The following is an 18,679-nucleotide window of genomic DNA, read 5'->3' as shown; positions in this document are numbered from 1 at the left end:
CTAATTACTCTGAAATTTAAAAATTACTCGATTCATTTAATTAATGATAAAAAACTGAACAATTTTAAACTTAAGTCAGAAATTAAAATTAAGCTAAAAGATATGACATAAAAAAGCGAGATTCACTCTCGCTTTTCCTATTGAAAAAGGAAAGATCATGAAAAATATATCTCTATTTTCATTACGTTCAGCTCAACCCATTCTGTTAGCCCTACTCTTCATAACGACAGTACATATCGCAGACGCACAGGTCATATTTCAGGAGGACAAAAACAATTTTATTCGCCTTGTTGAAAAGCAAAACGAAACAGACAGTGACGTGCGTGCCAACCAGCACCCCTTTACGCTGCAAGAGCAGGATGTATCCGCCATACTTAGCGCTATTCAGGTGGTTAAGAACAAAAATACGTCAACACCGCTTTTTTCCAACGAACAGGTTGCGTTACTTGCCGCCTATCTGCCTGAGGCGCTGCGAACAGCGACTGCTCAGCAAGACGTAATTTTTGCTCTTAGTAAAGAGAAGCGATATTTGGCAGGCCTTAAAACCCAAACGTATTACGTTGCAGGCAGTATTTTCGTTGCAGACGACCAGCTCAATATTCTTATTGGCGAATTCGATAAAGTAGCCAATAAAGCCTACGAAATGGCCTATGATCCTACTTCTCAGGGCTTGGTAAAATACGACTTTGATTTTGGTAATCGCAAACAAGCAAAGTTCTCATTCGATTCCCCACTCTCTTTTTCCGCACCTGGTATAGAACTGAAAACGAAAAATCGCTTCGATTGGGTGGTCGCACCGACTCAGCTGGCATTTGAAGCACCTGTAGAAAAGGAAACACTTTCCCCAGCGAATAGGGAAAACACACCCGATAAGAAAGACGTAGCTGGCTCGGCCCCCTTACCAGCAGAAAACGATATCGTTGCTCGTTTTAAACGGTTAGACGCACTAAAAAAGGCAAACCTAATTAGCGAAACAGAATACGCCGAAAAAAGAAGGCAGTTACTTGACGAGTTATAGAACGAAAGTCCCGTCCGTACTGGTCTTACGTGCTTTTTTATTATAAGCCATTGGTCTTATTAGACCTGATTTAATGTTATATTAATGTTAACATTGTAAACACGTGAAGTGACTGTTTAGCTTTTAATATTTCGGAGAATTTGGTCACTTTGAAGCGTTTCATTTACGCCATAATTTTGTCTTACTAAAAGGCTTATGTGTGAATAAAACGCCAGCCCAAACAAGTCACAAGGCCAGCGGCAAATGTCGCTTTTTTAGCTGAGGGAAAGACCATGCACCGTATCTTGATAATTGACGACCACCCTATTTTTCGTCACGCAATGATTACTATTTTAGGGAAAAAGTTTCCCGACTCAGAAACCCTCGAAGCCAATTCAATTTCTGAAGCGTTAACGTTGCTAGAGCAAGACGCGAAGTTCGATTTAATCATGCTTGATTTAAATATGCCGGAAACCTGTGGCCTAAACGGACTTTTAGAAATTCGAAACCAACACCCTAACGTACCTGTAGTGATTATTTCCGCTGAAACGGAAAAGCAAAATATACTGCAAACCATTTCTTATGGTGCCGTTGGCTTTATTTCAAAAAGCAGCAAGATTGAAGAAATAGCCACATCTATCGAGAGTATTTTTGAAGGGAACGTGTGTTTACCTTCAGAGATATTGAGAACGCCGTCTACCAGAACACGCATGACCAATGACAACGGTATTTCGCCGGAGCAAATTCGTTCATTAACACGAAAAGAGCTGACTGTACTGAAATATCTAACTCAAGGGTTAGCCAATAAAGTGATTGCCTACGAGCTTAATATTTCTGAAACCACGGTTAAGTCTCACGTCTCATCTATTCTCAAAAAATTAGGCGCCAGCAACCGAGTAAAGGTTGTCGCCAGTGCCGCGAATATCGACTTTAACCAATACGTATTTAATTAAGATCTGTTGATCTTTGCTGTGCACCGAAGATTAATAGGTCTTAGACACGTTTACTTTTAGCCATTCAAACTTGAGACTAGCGCCGCCTTGAGCACCGAGGAGTTAACAGGTTTGTGCAGCAGCTGAATGTCGGTGCCTTCAAGTTCATTCGCTAACGCTTTTGAGTGATTAGCGGTGCAAATCATAATGGGCATTGAAGGCGCGATTTTTCTTACGCGTTTCGCAATGTCTAAACCGGTTTCTTCTTCATCTAGGTGGTAATCGACAATAAGCATGTCGCACTCGTCAAAGCTGCCATTATTTACGGCACTGCATTGTTCAAAACCTGAGAAGGTGTCTACTTCCATGTCCCAGTTTGCGAACAACGTTTGCATAGCAATGCGCATATTCGCATCGTTATCAATGTGCCATATATGCTTATCCAAAACGTAATCTGGTAACGATGGCTCCAAAGTATAAAGATAGTCTTGCTCCTGGCTCGTATCACACACTTCGGTAATAGGAATGGTCACCGTGAAGCACGCGCCTACGCCCTCTTTCGAGCGCACTCGAATATCGTGCTCTAGCAACTTACTCATTTTATCTACAATGTATAGTCCTAGCCCCAAACTGTAAGAGTAGTTAAAATCGTTTTCTAATCTGGAAAACTCTTTAAAAATAACTTTCTGATCGTCTTCGCTTATACCCACACCTTGATCATAGATGCTAATTTCTAGGTTCTCATTCACCTTCCGTGCTGCCAGTAACACCTTGCCGTTGGCACCGTATTTCATTGCATTTATTAGTAAATTTCGCAATATTCGAGAAAGTAAGTTCACGTCTGTCACCACAAAGGCTTCTTTCAAGCGATAGCGAAAATCTACACTGTAGTCTTTACTGATATGCGTAAACTCTTCGGCTAGCTGCATAAGTAACGGCAATATATTTTCTTGCTGCTTATCGGGCTGTAACACCCCAGCGTCCAGTTTGGATGTTTCAATAAGCGTGCGAATAAGGCCATGTAAATCAGACAGTGAATTATCGAGTGCGGCAACAATGGGGCTGGATGAACTATCCACTTGATCTTTCAATGTTTCGTTGAACAAGATGGCAGCGCTAAGGGGCTGCATAAGATCGTGGCTAATAGCAGCCAAAAATTTGCTCTTTGAATCAATCGCTTCTTGAAGGGCGATGTTGGCGTGATTGAGTTCACGGGTACGCTTTTCTACATTCGATTCTAATTGGTCTTTAGCCGCTTTAAGCTGAAGCTGGCTTTCTACCTGCTGCGACACGTCTGTTGCCAAGACAAAGTGCCCGGTGATATCGCCAGATTCATTGAAATGAGGCAAATAAACTTTCTGTAAAAAGCCAACGTCGCCATGAGCATTTTTTTCTTTGCTTTGAAAGCTCACCACTTCGCCTTGGTTAACACGGCGCAAGTACTGAATAAGATTGGGGTAAACCTCTTTCAGATGGCTTCGCTCCATAGGCATATCATTAATGTCTTGCTCACTAACGCCATACCAATCGCGATAACCTTTATTGGTGTATTGAAACTTTTTATCGGTACCAATATAAGCAATAAGCGCCGGTACATTATCGGTTATCATGCGGATCCAGCTTTCGTTTTGCTTCAGCGTTTCCGCGTAGTGATGCTGCGATGTAACATTGGTGAACGTGCACAGCGTATTGCCGTCGGCCAGTGTAGTGATGTTGCGTTCAACCACCAATTGCTCGTGTATAATCTGGGTACTTGGCCCCACCGGTTTTAAGTTGAGCCCGCTCCAGTGACGGTTATTTTGAAGGGCATAAATATTCTTACTGTTTACCAGTACGTGCTGGGGCACGTTTGACTGGGTCAAAAACGTGTTATTCCAAAACGCAATGCCACCTTCTTTATCAATGAGCAATATTCCAACATCAATATTATCGATAAGGCTTTGCAACAGCTTGTTTTTCTCTTTAATGACTTGCTCGTAACGATTCGATTCAAGCAGTTTTACTTCAGTGATGTCGTTAAACAGAATAACGTTCCCGCCTTCTTGCGTGGGTCGATTGGTCAGCTGATACCATCGCCGGTTCGACAACTGATAGATCATCCTGCCTTCGACATCAGCAGGCAGGGCGCGGCGAATAACCCCGGAATGTTTGGCAGCTTGGGTGATATCGTAATAGTTATCGCCAATTTTAGGGGTAATGGAAAGGTCATCCCAAACAGTTTCAAAGTGCCGATTAAAGAAGATGATCCCGCCCAGTCTATCTAGCAACACCATCGCCTGATTGGTGCTTTCAATGGCGTCGTGTAAACGCTGTTTTACCTGATGGGTTTCTTCGTGAGCCCGCACCAGCTCGGCATTTGACTGCTCCAGCTTTTGCAGTACTGACTGTAGCTCCTCTGTTTTCTGACTTACTTTTTCAGAAAGTTGAACCGAATGTTCGAAGGCGCGGTAACTGTGATGATTAAAACCACCCTCTTCCATGCGATACATCAGCGCTGCGTTTATTTTCTCAAGCTTTTCGTTTTCACGCCGTTGCTCGTAAAGCGCCTTTTGGAGCGCTTCCACGTCGGTAAATTGATTATTGGGCTGCAAAATACACCCCCGTAAACGTTTGGTTCAAGTGAACCGAGTGAATATGCTCGCCATAGGCATTGAAGCCCGCAACATTGTATCTTTGCTGTAGCCGTCTTATTTCGTGGTCGTTTTTGCCCTGTTGAATCTCGAGCCTTCGCAAAAAGCAATCGCAAGCATAGACAAATTCGGGCTCGCCAAGCTGAGCGCGCAGTTTGTCTAGTTTACTTTCTAATGCTTCAATGCAGTCACCCAGCTGAACAAATGTAAGAATAATGCCAATATCTACCGCGCAGTAAAAGGTAATGGCGTTAGTGGCCAAATCTACTTTTTGAATGGAGCGGATGAAATATTTGCCACCTACCATCACAGCAAGGGGAAACATGGAAAACACATCCGGCGTTAAGTCTTCAGCTTTCATTCCCAATAAACTGGCGTAATACTGCGCTGCGGGTTCACCGTTAATTTCATACACGGTTCGCGATTCTGGATCGGCGTGGGTTACCACCAACTTCGATACGGGAGAGTTAATGTGATCAGTGGAGAATACGGTAAAGGGCTTCCCCGTACCAACAAGCAGCAGTACTGCTGCGTCTCGATGAAATTCACCGTTGTAAAACACATAGGTGGCTTCAAGCTTTAGATCGTCGCCAGCGCTACCGCCTAAGTGTGGAATATTGCCAAATGCAGTCGCAAAGGTTTCTAGAAAATGTTCCTCATGGCGGGTAAGTCCATCGAGCACAGAAATAACGAAGTGCTGCTCTGTATCGTAACGACGATCCCTCCCCTGTAAGGCTCGGCGCAAACCACTGGCAATATCGTGGGCTTCATCAAAGTTTACTTCGCCTAAATTAGGCACCAATGCTGTGGCAATAGAAAATTCGTTTTTCAAAAAAGCGACGGCCAAAAGTTTTTCTGTTCCGTAGCCGTTTTTATTAAATTCTCCAGCACTGGTGCAGCCAACAATGTTCACGTGCGGAAAACGTGCGGTGATTTCCTTTGCTACGGTATCTAAGTCAAACAGCGTGCTGGTATGAAAAAGTAATAGCTCTATTTCATCGCCCTTAACCTTGGCTAAAATCTCATTGGCCACATCACGGCAGGCTTCTTTAGCGCCGTATAAACTAGAATGGTTGTCATCGTTAATCTTGCTATTAGCAGGTTGACTAAGTGCGGACAGGATTGAGGTTTTTGACACGCGTTGGTACCTTTTTCTTTTTATATTTATCGATTTTGCACAAGTTAGGGTTATCTAACGTAACCACACACTCAAGGCACTGAATACATTCAGCATAGTCAATGCTGCCGTCTTGTTCTATAGCATCAATACCACATTTCTTTTGTTTGCACAGCTGACACGGGTTACCACAGGCATCTTTACGTGTGAGCAATTTAACTAAAGGGAAACGCCCCAGAATGGCGAGCCCTGCTCCCAACGGACATAAATAGCGGCAGTACACTTTATGAATTTTTAAGCTAAGTAGCAGCAATAAAACCGAATACAGCACAAAGGGCCAATATCGAACAAAGTGTAGGGTTATGGACGTTTTAAACGGCTCTATCTCAGCGAGCTTCTCCGCAAGGTTCAGCGAATAGAATGAACACGCAACTAGGCCTAGAAGCAATACATATTTAATTTTTTGCGCCCGTTTGTGGTGCTGAGGCTTAATTCTAATTTGTTTTATCCTGAGCTTTTCAGCCAGTATTCCCATCATTTCCTGAAGTGCTCCGAAGGGGCAAAGCCAGCCACAAAATAGTCCCCGACCAACAATAAACAACGAGACAAATACAAAGCTCCACAAAATAAAAATGACCGGGTCGAGAAGATATACCTCTAGGGAAAATCCATCGACAATATCCAGTAGCAGCGTGTATATGTTGACAACAGACAGTTGCCCTTGAGCGTAAAAGCCAATAAAAAACAGCACGAACACAAGGGAAAATGCCCGCACTGTATGCACAAACTTGGTGTAAGGCGTTAGCCTTTGCTGGAATGCAAAAAACAACGACAGCGCTACAAGATAAACAACGGTGATGCTTATCGTTAAGGCTCTGTCCCCCCAAATTTTCTGCCACAACGGAATGGGCTTCGCTAACTGAGCCTCAGGATTTTCCATAAATAGTTCACTAGGCAGTGTCACTTTCAAAGGGAACAGATACTCATCTTGCTCGAAGAAACTTGGCTTAAACGGCACACTAATCGCTATTTCCATTTCTTGGTCAAGTGACAGCCCACCTTTCGATTTTACGCGAAGTACTTTGATCTCGTTGTAGTCGGGCAATGGTTGTGAAAATGCGGGATCATAGAAGCTATAAAAATCGATATCGCGGATAGCCGTGGGAAAACCGCCTTGAGATACCCGTAAATGCTCAGGCGTGGTTTGGGGAATAAACTCATCGCTGATAAAACTGAACCCTTTCGTATTCAGCACCATCAGTGCCATTTCTCCTGGATTTAGATTTTCCTGTAACCGAGCAAACTCCTCTTCATCCAGCAGGTTTTTCCCCACAATAGGAAGACTTAAAAACGCATAGTAGTGTTCGGCAATGATGTCACCATCAAGAGCAAACTCTCTTTGAATATCGTCAACCGCCCGAACCACTTCTCTCGAGAGGCCTTTGGTATTTTGCTGGGTAATCTGGTGCTTTTGGATGTAGCCCTTGTCCACCAACTCGCTAAAAGTAAGAGGTTCGTAAAAGTCTGGATTGATAATATTATTGCTAGGCGCAACAAAGCCATCGAGCTTAGCTCTGGCAACGGCTAATGCAGATGTCACGATGGTATCGTTGATAACCAGCACCGATACGGTGGCTTTCGTAACCCCATCAAAGTAGGTAGCGTCTTTGCCTACATTGCTTTTCCCACCAATGATAAAACGCTCTTTGACACTGTGTCCTTGATATTGAGCAACGAAATCAAACATGGATTTCTCACCAAGCCCGTGCAAAAAAATCGGCTCGCTATGCTGCTTGACGAAAAGATCGACCATATTGCCTTGTGTATCTAGCCCAATCACCACATTAACCGGTTTGCCTGAAAAGCCTATGAAGTCGACAAAGTCATTCGACTCAAAAACATATCCGAGTAGTTGCTGAAGCTGATAGACCGGGGTTACCTTGATATCTGTATGCATTTCCCCCACGCGTGTAGCGTTAGGAAATATTTTGTAAATGTCTTGTGGAATGTCTGTCGCGTCAGACTGCGCCAACACATTGGTGCTGAGAAACAGCAAGAAAATGATTGAGGAAAATGCGATGCGCATAAAAGTAGCGGGCAGCGGTAGGCGCCGCCCTCAGGTTTACTTAGAAGAAACCAAGTGGGTTGATGTCGTAGCTTACCAATAGATTTTTTGTCTGCTGGTAGTGATCTAGCATCATCTTGTGGGTTTCGCGGCCAATCCCCGATTTCTTGTAGCCGCCAAATGCAGCGTGAGCTGGATACAAGTGATAACAGTTCGTCCATACGCGACCTGCTTCAATCGCTCGACCTACGCGGAATGCTACATTCGCATCGCGGCTCCATACACCAGCGCCAAGTCCGAAGCTTGTATTATTGGCAATCTCAATCGCCTCTTCTTCGGTTTTGAAGGTTTGAACAGCGATTACCGGACCAAAAATCTCTTCCTGGAACACACGCATGTGGTTTTCACCCTTCAAGATAGTCGGCTGAATGTAGTAGCCTCCATCAAAGCCTGGTAACTGTTCTTTCTCACCTCCAGTGACAACCTGAGCTCCTTCTGACTTACCGATATCGATGTATTTAAGGATCTTTTCGAACTGCTCGTTAGATGCCTGCGCGCCTACCATGGTGTCTGTGTCTAGTGGGTTGCCGCGTTTGATCTTCTGAATTTTTTCCAACACTTTTTCCATGAACGCATCATAGATGTCTTCGTGAATAATCGCTCGAGAAGGACACGTACATACTTCACCTTGGTTGAAATAGCCAAGCACTAACCCTTCCGCACACTTATCGATAAACTCTGGTTCGTGATCCATAATGTCTGCGAAGAATAAGTTTGGCGACTTGCCGCCAAGCTCAACGGTAGATGGAATAAGGTTTTCAGCAGCACAGCGAAGGATATGTCCGCCAACAGGTGTAGAGCCAGTAAACGCAATTTTTGCGATTCTTGTGCTAGTTGCAAGGGCCTGTCCAGCCTCTGCACCGAACCCGTTAACAATGTTTAGTACACCCGGGGGTAGTAGGTCTTGGATTAGTTCGGCGAACAATAAGATAGATACTGGCGTTTGTTCTGCTGGCTTTAACACCACTACGTTACCGGTAACAAGTGCTGGCGCAAGTTTCCATGCCGCCATAAGTAGCGGGAAGTTCCATGGAATGATTTGTCCAACTACACCATAAGGTTCATGGAAGTGATACGCCACCGTGTTTTTATCAATTTCACCGATGGTGCCTTCTTGGCTTCGAATACAGCCTGCGTAATAACGGTAATGGTCTGCGCAAAGCGGGATGTCGGCATTCAGTGTTTCACGAACGGCTTTACCGTTATCCCAAGTTTCTGCAACGGCGAGTAGCTCTAGGTTTTCTTCGATGCGATCGGCTATTTTCAGAAGAATGTTAGAACGCTCAGCTACTGATGTATCTGCCCAACCTTTTTTCGCAGCGTGAGCTGCATCTAACGCAAGCTCAATATCTTCAGACGTTGAGCGAGGGATTTGTGCGATGTCACTGCCATCTACTGGTGATGTTGCGGTGAAGTACTCACCTTTAACCGGTGCAACCCATTCGCCATTGATAAAATTACCGTAGCTTTCTTTGAAGCTTACGACCGAACCTTCACTACCTGGCTTTGCATAAATCATAAGAATTACCTTTTGATAACGTTGCGCGTACCACGCGCAGTAACTTGGTTTGTTGTGTAGTTTGATAATGGTACTTTTACGTTGTACCTACCATGATGCGATAGACCGATTTGACTCCTACTTTAGGAGGGGAAACCTATGGCTACTTGCCACTTTTCTCGACAAAAGACACCGATTGAGACGCTGAAAGCTCTGCATCACCGATGTAACCGTGTTTAGCCGCAATGGCTGAAAACTGGGAGGGCACCGCGTCGAGCTTTCGCTTAATGACGGTAAGTGCGTTAGAGACAGTCTTAGCCGATAGGCCCAACTCATCAGCAATATCGAAGCGGGATTTATTCATTGCTATCGCAATAAATATTTCGAACTCACGTTTTGTTAATTTGGCAGCAATGTCCACATTGGTATCGAGAAGTTGATTGGCTAAATTTACCGCCAGGCCTCGCTCAATATACTTTTGCCCTTTTGCGACGACCTTAATTGCCGAGATCAATATTTCAGGCGAACTACTTTTACTGATGTACCCCATAGCACCGGTCTGCATGGCGCGGTGCAATATGACGCTGTCTTCGAACATACTGAAAAAGATAATTCTTAAATCTGGATGTCGCTTCAAAAAAATCTTGGCTAAAACAAGGCCACTTTCATTTGAAAGGTTTATGTCGAGGATTAAGATCTCAATGTCACTACTGGCTAATAAACGATGGGTTTGTGCACCGTTTTCAGCATCAAAAATACGGCAATCGGGCATCATCGCATTGAGTAAAGCTTTGTATCCTTCACGCACCACAGCGTGGTCGTCGACAACTAGAATATTCATGCGACGTTAGCGCCCATAAGAGGAGGCATTTTTTTAAGGGTAAGGGACAGCGATACAGCAACGCCGCCATCATCTGGTGACGTCACACTGCAATTTGCTCCTATACAACGCGCTCGGCTGCGCATTGAAGACATGCCAATATTTTCTACAATGTGGTTCCCCAATCCCCGGCCGTTGTCTTTGACCATCACAGAAACCCGGTGAGTATCGCCATAAATTTGAATGCTAACCTTGGTGGCCTTCGCATGCTTAATCACGTTATTAATGGCTTCTTGAGCAAATCGGTAAAGATGAATATCTCGCTCATTATCTTCTTGATACCGCTTTAGATTAATTGACACGTTCCACTGCGTATCGGGTTGTGCCACTTCTTGTTCGTAAACCAGACGTTCTAGCGACGACTGAAGAGAGACTCTATCCAAAACAAGCGGATGAAGGTGAGCAGTGAGCTTTCTAATTGCATCGCTTATTTGATGTGACATCACCTGAACTTTCTGAGCAGAGAATTCAACAACAGAGCGCTCTTTTGCGTTAACCAGAATATAGGCGTGGGCTTTTATCGTTGTCAGCAACTGCCCCACGTTATCGTGAAGTTCTCTGGCAAGGTAATTTCGCTCTTGCTCTTGAAGAAGAGCTAACTGCTTATCTATTTTGATGAGCTGCTTTTCTTTTGTTTTAAGCGCATTTTGCAGGTGCTTAAATTGATTTAACACCCTGTTCATTTCGGTAATATCTGAATGTGGTAGAGGCTGTGATTCCTTGCCTTCTCGTAGCTTAGATAACGCTTCAGCGAGCTGATTTAGCGGCACTAACCTTTGTTTAACCGCTACATTTAATGTAAATAGAAGCAGAACAAAAGTCGCAAAAAACAGCCCCGCTACCAAGGCAAAAAACGTAAGATTCTGAGTGAGCTCAGTAGTATCGGAAGGCGTAACGATAAGATACTGATTTTCCTGAATTGGGATGATAACGGGTGTCAGTGCATTGCGTTCAGATGTAGACATTGCTGAGGGCTGCTCTGCCCGAAGACGGCCCGTGAAATAATGGGCAGATAAGTGAGGACTAGGCTCTACAATTGCTTCGATATCAGCGACAGGGATATTGAGGTTTACCATTTCTCGCACTTGATTAAGCGCGCCGGTCATTTCTTCCTCTATATTATCCTGTATGTGGAAGTAGACCAGACAGGTAAAAACCAAAAAGCAGCCAATGAATACGGCCACTACAGCTGTAGATATTTTCGTAAAACCTGACATAAGCGCCCCTGCAAGCCTTTTATTACAGGGTTATGCTATACAGCATGCGCTCAAAAGCACATCCTGCAATAGGGGCGAATTCATCCTACCAAGGTAGGATGAACTCACTTTTTCAAGCATAGGTGTTACAAGTGAGGCAATAGGTACGCTTATTGATTACGTTCTACACGTTCATGTCAACGCTACTTATTAATGTTTAATTTACGAGCTGACTGCTAAACTGCCCGACTGCATCCACAACTTCCTTCGCGCCGTTTTGGATTTGCTCAATAACCTCACCCGCTTCGTTGGCGTAATTAAGCCCAGACTGTGCTTTTGCATCACCCTCATTCACAAGGCTTACGGCATCGGTTGCCAACGTTTGGTTGTGCTTAACCACATTAATAATTTCTTCCGTAGCCTCGGTAGTGCGCGACGCTAACTGGCGTACTTCGTCTGCCACTACGGCGAAACCTCGTCCCTGATCGCCAGCGCGCGCGGCTTCAATGGCAGCATTTAAAGCTAGTAGGTTAGTTTGCTCGGCGATGGCACTGATACTACCTATGATAGTGGCTATCTGCTGAGACTGGCTATCTAGCGCGTTTATTCCTTCCTTAGCTCTGTCCATTTGATCCGACAGCGAAGACATTTCAGAAAGCAATTCACTTACTACTTCCTTCCCTCGAGATGCAATTTGATCAGTAGTATTAGAAGAACGATAGGCAATATCAGCAGCATTAGAGATTGCGTTTTCTCTAGCAACTTGCTCAGTAATATCGGTAGCTAGTTTAACCACTTTATACATGCGGCCGTGAGAGTCACAAATAGGGTTATAAGTCGCCTCTAACCAAAAGCTATTGCCATGCGCATCAAAACGTTCAAAGCGCCCTGCAACAAATTCACCACGGGCTAGGCGGTCCCAAAAATTTTTGTATTCCATGGAATTAGCGTATTCAGTATCGCAGAATATTCTATGGTGCTTGCCCTTTATGTCGTTCAAACTGTATTTAACGGTTTTCAAAAAGGCTTCATTAGCGTCTTGAATTACACCATTGAGATCGAACTCAATCGCCGCATTAGATTTGTGTAAAGCGGCTACTAAATCTTCGTGTTCTTTCGACTTAGCGATGGTGCGCGTGAGGTCATTTAGGTTTACCGAGAATTTATGTATGTTGCCAGTAATATCGAAAATAGGCTCTACTACACCCCGCAGCCACGCCTCATCACCGTTTGCACGCACAAATTCTATTGCCCCCCAGTAGTGGACGCGCTGCTCAAGAGCATCTTTTAACTTTTTAAAATGGGGTGTGTCCCTTGCAATTTCAGGCACAAACTCAAAAAAGCGTTTACCTTTTACTTGAGACAGAGAGTAACCTAGTTCCTCTTCGAACATCCTATTGACCGCGTCAATCTCACCACGCTCGTTTAGGCGAAGAAAAATCATGTCTTCACGTAACCCGTCTCGCACTTGCTTGAGTATGTGTAGTTCCTCTTTAAGTGCTTCGTTTTCTTTAACTAAGTGTTTATTGAACATAGGATCTTCCCTGATAGAGAATGGCAGTAATATAATTTGTATCGGCAGTTATTAATCGTGTCTTAACTATAATTTGATAAACGTATACAAGAATCACAAAGCGTGATGCTTATGTTTGTTTTTTCGACAGTATCTTATGATCTAGTTTAGTCATGCAATAGATATAGCCTAGACCACATTCACCACTTGGGTTAAATGAATACAGACAAATTTCTTCGCTTTTATCCTGCGTTTTTTCACATATTTACTCAGCAAAAGACAGTAGATGATCGTCTAATTTTTTAGTCGAGAAATTTTGAATGGTATTGCGCAACTTTATCTGTAAGCCATTGTGTGAATACCTGAAAGCGTGCTTGAGAATGGGTTTCCTTGTGTGTGGCAAGCCAGAACGTACGCTTAATATGAATCTCGTTTTCAATGAGTCGAACTAAGCCTGGCTGAGTTTCAGCCATAAATTTAGGCAGAATGCCTACCCCTGCGCCATTTACAAGCATTTGATACTGCGCATTAATACTGGTGCTGCGCAGCGCACTTAGCTGTGACAGCGCGGTCTCTTCAATGAACTTCAATTGGGGGGCGTAAACCAAATCAGGCACGTAACTCACTAAATTGAACGCGGTGAGCTCTTGTAATGTTCGTGGTTCGTTGTCGCTGATAAGGGACTGATGGGTATAAAGATAAAGGTTATAGTCAGTCAGTTTTTGGGTAACCAGTAAGCCTTTACTAGGCTTTTCTAGCAAGATAGCCATATCGGCTTCCCGTTTATTCAGATTTAAAAAGCCGCTGGTAGCTACAAGCTCGATACTGATCCCCGGATATTGCTTCTTGAAGTCGGGTAGCAATGGCGCTAAAAACCAGCTACCGAAACCTTCGGAAACGCTTACTCGAATCGTGCCCGCTAAGTGGGAACGTTCATCACCTAATTCGTTTTGTGCCTCTAAAAAGTAATGCTCTGCTTTTTCAATATACGTAACCAACTCACTACCATGTGTGGTTAGCACATATCCCTTTTTCGTTAGCTCGAACAACTTACAGTTTAATGAGTCTTCCAGTTTTTTTACACGACGAATTAACGTGGTAGGGTCTACCTTCAAGCCTTTAGCTGCAATAGCTACACGACCATTTCTTGCCAATCCAAGAAACAAGCGCATGTCATCCCAATTCACTCAAACACCTGCATTTTTACAGCACCATACTGCAAGTATATGTATTGTCTTTGCAAACACAAGGTTTCAATATTGTTAAAAACCCTAGGAGCTATGTCATGAGAAAGATTGTTCACTTTATTGCAGGTAAAGATTTTGAGGATAGCAGCGAAAATACCGCGTCGGTATTTGCGCCTAACACAGGTGAAGTACAGGCTGAAGTAAGCTTGGCTAACACTTCAACGTTGGCCTATGCAATTGAAACAGCCCAAGCTGCTCAGGTTGAGTGGGCAGCAACAAATCCTCAACGACGCGCTCGTGTCATGTTCAAGTTTAAAGAGCTAGTTGAAGCAAACCGCGATCGCCTAGCCGCGTTGCTATCTAGCGAGCACGGAAAAGTGTTGGTTGATGCGCAAGGTGATATTCAGCGCGGTCTTGAAGTTATCGAGTTTGCCTGCGGTATTCCTCATGCGCAAAAAGGTGAATATACCGAAGGCGCAGGCCCGGGAATCGATGTCTATTCTATGCGCCAAGCACTGGGTGTAGTGGCAGGTATTACGCCATTTAACTTCCCGGCCATGATCCCAATGTGGATGTTCGGTGTGGCTATTGCCTGCGGTAACGCATTCATTCTAAAGCCATCAGAGCGCGATCCGTCAGTACCTGTTGAATTAGCAAAGCTTATGATTGAAGCAGGCCTTCCTGCAGGCGTGCTTAACGTTGTACACGGTAACAAAGAAGTGGTTGATGGTATTTTAACTCATCAAACTATTAAGGCTGTGAGCTTTGTAGGCTCTTCTGATATCGCTAACTACGTGTACGAGCGTGGTGCCCGAGCTGGTAAGCGCGTTCAGGCTATGGGCGGCGCGAAAAACCACGGTATCGTAATGCCTGATGCTGATTTGGATCAGGTGGTAACCGACTTAGTGGGTGCTGCATACGGCAGTGCCGGTGAACGCTGCATGGCGCTGCCGGTTGTCGTTCCGGTTGGCGATGAAACCGCTGAAAAACTTAAAGCCAAGCTTATTCCGGCTATTAAAGACATTATGGTAAGTCATAGTGAAGATCCTAATGCTCATTATGGCCCTGTGGTTACTGCTGCGCACAAAGAGCGCGTTGAAGGCTATATCGACCTTTGCATAGAAGAAGGTGCTGAGCTTGTTTACGACGGTAGAACCAGTCAGATCCCTGACGACAGTCAAGGCTACTTCATCGGCCCCACATTCTTCGACCACGTAACCAAAGACATGCGCTCATACCAAGAAGAAATTTTTGGTCCCGTGCTGCAAATGGTGCGCGCAAAAGACTTCAACGAAGCGGTTAACTTAGCTAGCGACCATCAATACGGTAATGGTGTTGCTATGTACACCCGTAACGGCCATGCGGCGCGCGAATTTGCGCAGCGCGTAAACGTGGGCATGGTTGGGATTAACGTGCCTATTCCTGTGCCAGTTGCTTATCACACCTTTGGTGGCTGGAAGCGCTCTGCATTTGGTGATACCAACCAGCACGGTATGGAAGGGGTGAAATTCTGGACCAAGGTTAAGACCATTACGCAGCGCTGGCCTGATGGCTCAGATACGAACGACAACGCCTTTGTTATTCCAACCATGGGCTAAGCGAGGAGATTATTATGACCACAGTTGCATTTATTGGCCTAGGAAATATGGGCTCAGGGATGGCAGTTAACCTGGTTAAGAACGATTACAACGTACTGGCCTTTGACTTAAGCGAAGTGGCGCTGGCAAAAGCCAAAGAAGCGGGATGCACTATCGCTCAAAGTACCGAACAAGCTGTTTCTGAAGCTGACATCGTTATAACTATGCTACCCGCAGGCAAGCACGTAAAAGATATCTATTCAAATCAGATCCTGGCTTCTGTACGAGAAGGCACCTTGCTTATTGACTGCTCGACCATTGACGTTGAAACGGCGAAAAGTGTGTCAAAACTGGCTGAGAAAAAAGGCCTTAAAATGCTCGATGCCCCGGTTTCTGGTGGTGTTGCAGCAGCCGCAGGCGGCACGCTCACGTTCATGGTTGGCGGCGATACTGACGCTTTCGATAAAGCGCAACGCGTTCTTGGTGCGATGGGCAAAAAAATTGTTCATGCAGGCGGCCATGGTGCGGGGCAAGCGGCGAAGATTTGCAACAACATGCTGCTGGGAGCGACTATGATTGCGACGTGTGAGAGTTTCCAGCTTGCCCGGAAACTTGGCTTAGATGCGCAAGTATTCTTCGATATCGCGTCAAATGCCTCGGGACAGACATGGTCAATGACCACCTACTGCCCAGTAAAAGGTGTGGGGCCACAAAGCCCTGCTGATAGCGATTTTGCTGGCGGTTTCGCTTCTGCGCTTATGCTCAAAGACTTGGGGCTGGCCATGCAGGGCGCGAAGGGCGTCAACGCGCAAGTACCTATGGGTGAGCTTGCTGCAAAGTGGTTTGAAATGCATTGTGAAGAAGGCAATGCAGGAATGGATTTCTCTTCAATAATCAACCGATTAGCATAAGAGAAAACCAACATTTCTCCGACGGCTACTTTCCCTCAGAAGAGGTGGCCTTCTTACTGAGCGAGTAAAGGATTTTACTCGCTCTTTTTTTATTTCAACTTATATCAGTCCACACAGATAATTACCCACTCAGATGGCGCTGTTGTTACATTCGCTAACCCCCGTACCAAGCGGGATTATTCCTTTGTTATTTGGTGTTCCCTTTTCACCATCAAAAATCCACTTTTAGGTGACTTATTCGTTCTCACCAACCTGATTAAAACAAGCTGATTCGATGTTAGGTCTACATCTTGCAGTCCGCTATTTCAACGAAGAAATTTACACTGCACTAAAGGGCTAAATTTTATACCCCCTTATGCAAAGCGATACTTTTTTAACCGTAAAAATATTATACGTTTTAATGACTTACTTAATTCACTAAGCAATTTCACTAAACAAATTGGTTCTTCGTGCCGCTCATTTAAAGCAAGCTTGAAGAAGCAGGGTGTCGCTAATTTCGAACGTTCAACTTCCTAAATTCAGTAAGTAAAAATAAAAGGAACACACTATGAAAAAGCGTATTGTTGCCGCTTCGACGGCAATTGTAGCTATTGGTTGTATTTTCGCCTTTATCGATACTACGTCCTCGGGCAAAAAAGAGGTAGTAGCGACCAAAACGGAGTCAAAATCGGTTGGTAACGGAGGCGCTGTTGAAAAGCAACGAAACGGCAAAGTGCTATCGACAGGTGTCGATACCTTCAAACCGAAAAATAAAGCCGACTTAAAAGCTCAGGCTGTAACTAACACCAACGGTAAGTCAGAGAAAGATACCATCGTCTGGACGACATCAGAAGAAGGTAAAAAGGTACTTCAAGCAGAAGGCCATATTCCCGCTGATGTGACCGATGAAGCTTACATTGAGCTTGATCGTGAAGAATTAATGACGGTAGAAGTTGGCGAGTATCTCGATTTATACATCCCACAGTTCGGTGGCAGTTACACCGGTGAAGTTGACCACGTTGTCACTCATCCAAACGGCGACCGCACTGTAGAGGCGCATATCCCAGGTGCGGGCTCTCTCTACGCTGCCGTTATAACGCTTGGCGAAAATGCTACCTATGGAAACTTAGCCACGCCTCGCGATGTGTTTGTGCTTGAAGGCAACGATAAATACGCATGGATCGCGCCGAAGTCTTCAATGATGCAAAACCACATCGAACGCGAACCCGACAGTGAGCGCCCGCTTAGTGACGATAACGCTGAAGAAGTCTTCGATCTCGGCCAAAACTAATCCCCTAGTGCCTGTTGAGCTTCACAGGAAATTCAACAAGCTCAAATAAAACAACAAGAAGGAAATAAAAATGAAACACACATTTAAGTGTTTAACGGCAATGGCAGTTTCACTGCTTTGTGCAACATCAGTAACAGCAGCCACCATCGATGTAATGGTGCTTTACACCCAACCTGCTGCAAACAATGTGTCTAATATCGACACTAAAATTAACCAATACATTTCACACGCCAACCGTGTTTATCAAAATAATGCTATAGATTTACAGTTGCGTTTAGTGGGCGCTCAGTCTTCTGCTGCTACATCTAGCGACCTACAACCCACTGAAAGTGCATTAGATTTGTTAACTGATAGCAGTGGTGTACAAAACGCGCGAACCTCTAACGGCGCAGACATGGTTGTGCTTCTAGGTAACCGTGAAAACATTTACGAAGGCGGCCAATTGGCAGGCTATGTGTGCGGTATTGGCTGGGTAGGCCAAGGCAACAACGGTACATTGTACTCTAGTTCGCAAAGTCGTATGTACAGCATCAGCGCCGTTGATTGCGGGTTATCTACATTCGTTCATGAGCTTGGTCACAACATGGGCTTAGGTCACTCTGTGCGCCAGGGTTCAGTTGGTGGTGTTTATAGTGACGGTATAGGACACGGCGTTGATAATAACTTCTCAACTATCATGGCCTACCCTCAGGCATTCGGTAGTGCTACCCAGCTAGATTATTTTTCTGACCCTTACTGGTCGGGCTGTAATGGTCAAGCGTGTGGTGTTGAGAATGAGTCAAATGCTTATCGTGCGGTAAACGCGGTCATCAACCAGATCGCTAATTACTATTAAGTAAATAAGCA

At 44.7% G+C, this 18,679-nt stretch carries 14 protein-coding genes; 6 read left to right on the top strand and 8 right to left on the bottom strand.

Going from position 1 to position 18,679, the window contains the following annotated elements; genetic code table 11:
* The first annotated feature begins 157 nt into the window (after positions 1-157).
* Positions 158-1,018 carry a hypothetical protein gene (locus ACXAGK_RS05045; RefSeq protein WP_474854579.1) on the top strand — a complete coding sequence of 287 codons (861 nt, stop codon included), beginning with the start codon at positions 158-160 and terminating at the stop codon, positions 1,016-1,018.
* A 272-nt stretch (positions 1,019-1,290) separates the two neighbouring features.
* Positions 1,291-1,950 carry a response regulator gene (locus tag ACXAGK_RS05040; RefSeq protein ID WP_014950680.1) on the top strand — a complete coding sequence of 220 codons (660 nt, stop codon included), beginning with the start codon at positions 1,291-1,293 and terminating at the stop codon, positions 1,948-1,950.
* 56 nt (positions 1,951-2,006) lie between these two features.
* On the opposite strand, the gene ACXAGK_RS05035 is transcribed toward ACXAGK_RS05040, so the two are convergent.
* From ACXAGK_RS05035 to ACXAGK_RS05000, 8 genes are all read right to left on the bottom strand, one after another.
* The gene (locus ACXAGK_RS05035; protein ID WP_474854577.1) at positions 2,007-4,520 is read right to left on the bottom strand and encodes a hybrid sensor histidine kinase/response regulator; all 2,514 of its coding nucleotides are present in this window, start codon (positions 4,518-4,520) and stop codon (positions 2,007-2,009) included.
* Complete coding sequence (gene nosP, locus ACXAGK_RS05030) at positions 4,507-5,697, bottom strand: nitric oxide-sensing protein NosP (protein ID WP_474854575.1); 1,191 nt, start codon at positions 5,695-5,697, stop codon at positions 4,507-4,509. Before nosP ends, ACXAGK_RS05035 begins: the two co-directional genes overlap by 14 nt.
* Complete coding sequence (locus ACXAGK_RS05025; RefSeq protein ID WP_474854573.1) at positions 5,666-7,762, bottom strand: 4Fe-4S binding protein; 2,097 nt, start codon at positions 7,760-7,762, stop codon at positions 5,666-5,668. The genes nosP and ACXAGK_RS05025 overlap by 32 nt, the downstream gene beginning before the upstream one ends.
* Positions 7,763-7,802: 40 nt before the next feature.
* Positions 7,803-9,320, bottom strand: coding sequence for an acetaldehyde dehydrogenase ExaC (gene exaC / locus ACXAGK_RS05020; RefSeq protein ID WP_118492296.1), 1,518 nt, complete (start codon positions 9,318-9,320; stop codon positions 7,803-7,805).
* A 142-nt stretch (positions 9,321-9,462) separates the two neighbouring features.
* Positions 9,463-10,140 (bottom strand): response regulator, encoded by a 678-nt coding sequence (locus ACXAGK_RS05015; RefSeq protein ID WP_474854570.1) that lies wholly within the window; start codon positions 10,138-10,140, stop codon positions 9,463-9,465.
* Positions 10,137-11,396, bottom strand: a complete 1,260-nt coding sequence (locus ACXAGK_RS05010) for a sensor histidine kinase (RefSeq protein WP_474804961.1) — start codon at positions 11,394-11,396, stop codon at positions 10,137-10,139. Before ACXAGK_RS05010 ends, ACXAGK_RS05015 begins: the two co-directional genes overlap by 4 nt.
* A 196-nt stretch (positions 11,397-11,592) precedes the next feature.
* On the bottom strand, positions 11,593-12,909 hold the full coding sequence (locus ACXAGK_RS05005; protein ID WP_474854568.1) for a methyl-accepting chemotaxis protein: 1,317 nt from the start codon (positions 12,907-12,909) through the stop codon (positions 11,593-11,595).
* A gap of 281 nt (positions 12,910-13,190) precedes the next feature.
* Positions 13,191-14,075 carry a LysR family transcriptional regulator gene (locus ACXAGK_RS05000; RefSeq protein WP_474854566.1) on the bottom strand — a complete coding sequence of 295 codons (885 nt, stop codon included), beginning with the start codon at positions 14,073-14,075 and terminating at the stop codon, positions 13,191-13,193.
* 98 nt (positions 14,076-14,173) lie between these two features.
* Between ACXAGK_RS05000 and ACXAGK_RS04995 the strand changes: the two genes are divergently transcribed.
* The 4 genes from ACXAGK_RS04995 to ACXAGK_RS04980 all read left to right on the top strand — a co-directional run bounded on the left by ACXAGK_RS04995 (position 14,174) and on the right by ACXAGK_RS04980 (position 18,668).
* A complete protein-coding gene (locus ACXAGK_RS04995) occupies positions 14,174-15,673 on the top strand; it encodes a CoA-acylating methylmalonate-semialdehyde dehydrogenase (protein ID WP_474854564.1) in 1,500 nt (499 codons plus the stop codon).
* Between the two features lie 14 nt (positions 15,674-15,687).
* Positions 15,688-16,563, top strand: coding sequence for a 3-hydroxyisobutyrate dehydrogenase (gene mmsB / locus ACXAGK_RS04990; RefSeq protein ID WP_474854562.1), 876 nt, complete (start codon positions 15,688-15,690; stop codon positions 16,561-16,563).
* Between the two features lie 547 nt (positions 16,564-17,110).
* Positions 17,111-17,833 (top strand): lipocalin/fatty-acid binding family protein, encoded by a 723-nt coding sequence (locus ACXAGK_RS04985; RefSeq protein WP_474854560.1) that lies wholly within the window; start codon positions 17,111-17,113, stop codon positions 17,831-17,833.
* Between the two features lie 70 nt (positions 17,834-17,903).
* A complete protein-coding gene (locus ACXAGK_RS04980; RefSeq protein WP_474854558.1) occupies positions 17,904-18,668 on the top strand; it encodes a M12 family metallo-peptidase in 765 nt (254 codons plus the stop codon).
* Positions 18,669-18,679: the final 11 nt, after the last annotated feature.

Source organism: Alteromonas sp. ABM1_013 (genome assembly GCF_056160505.1).
This window is presented reverse-complemented; position numbering and strand designations above follow the sequence as displayed.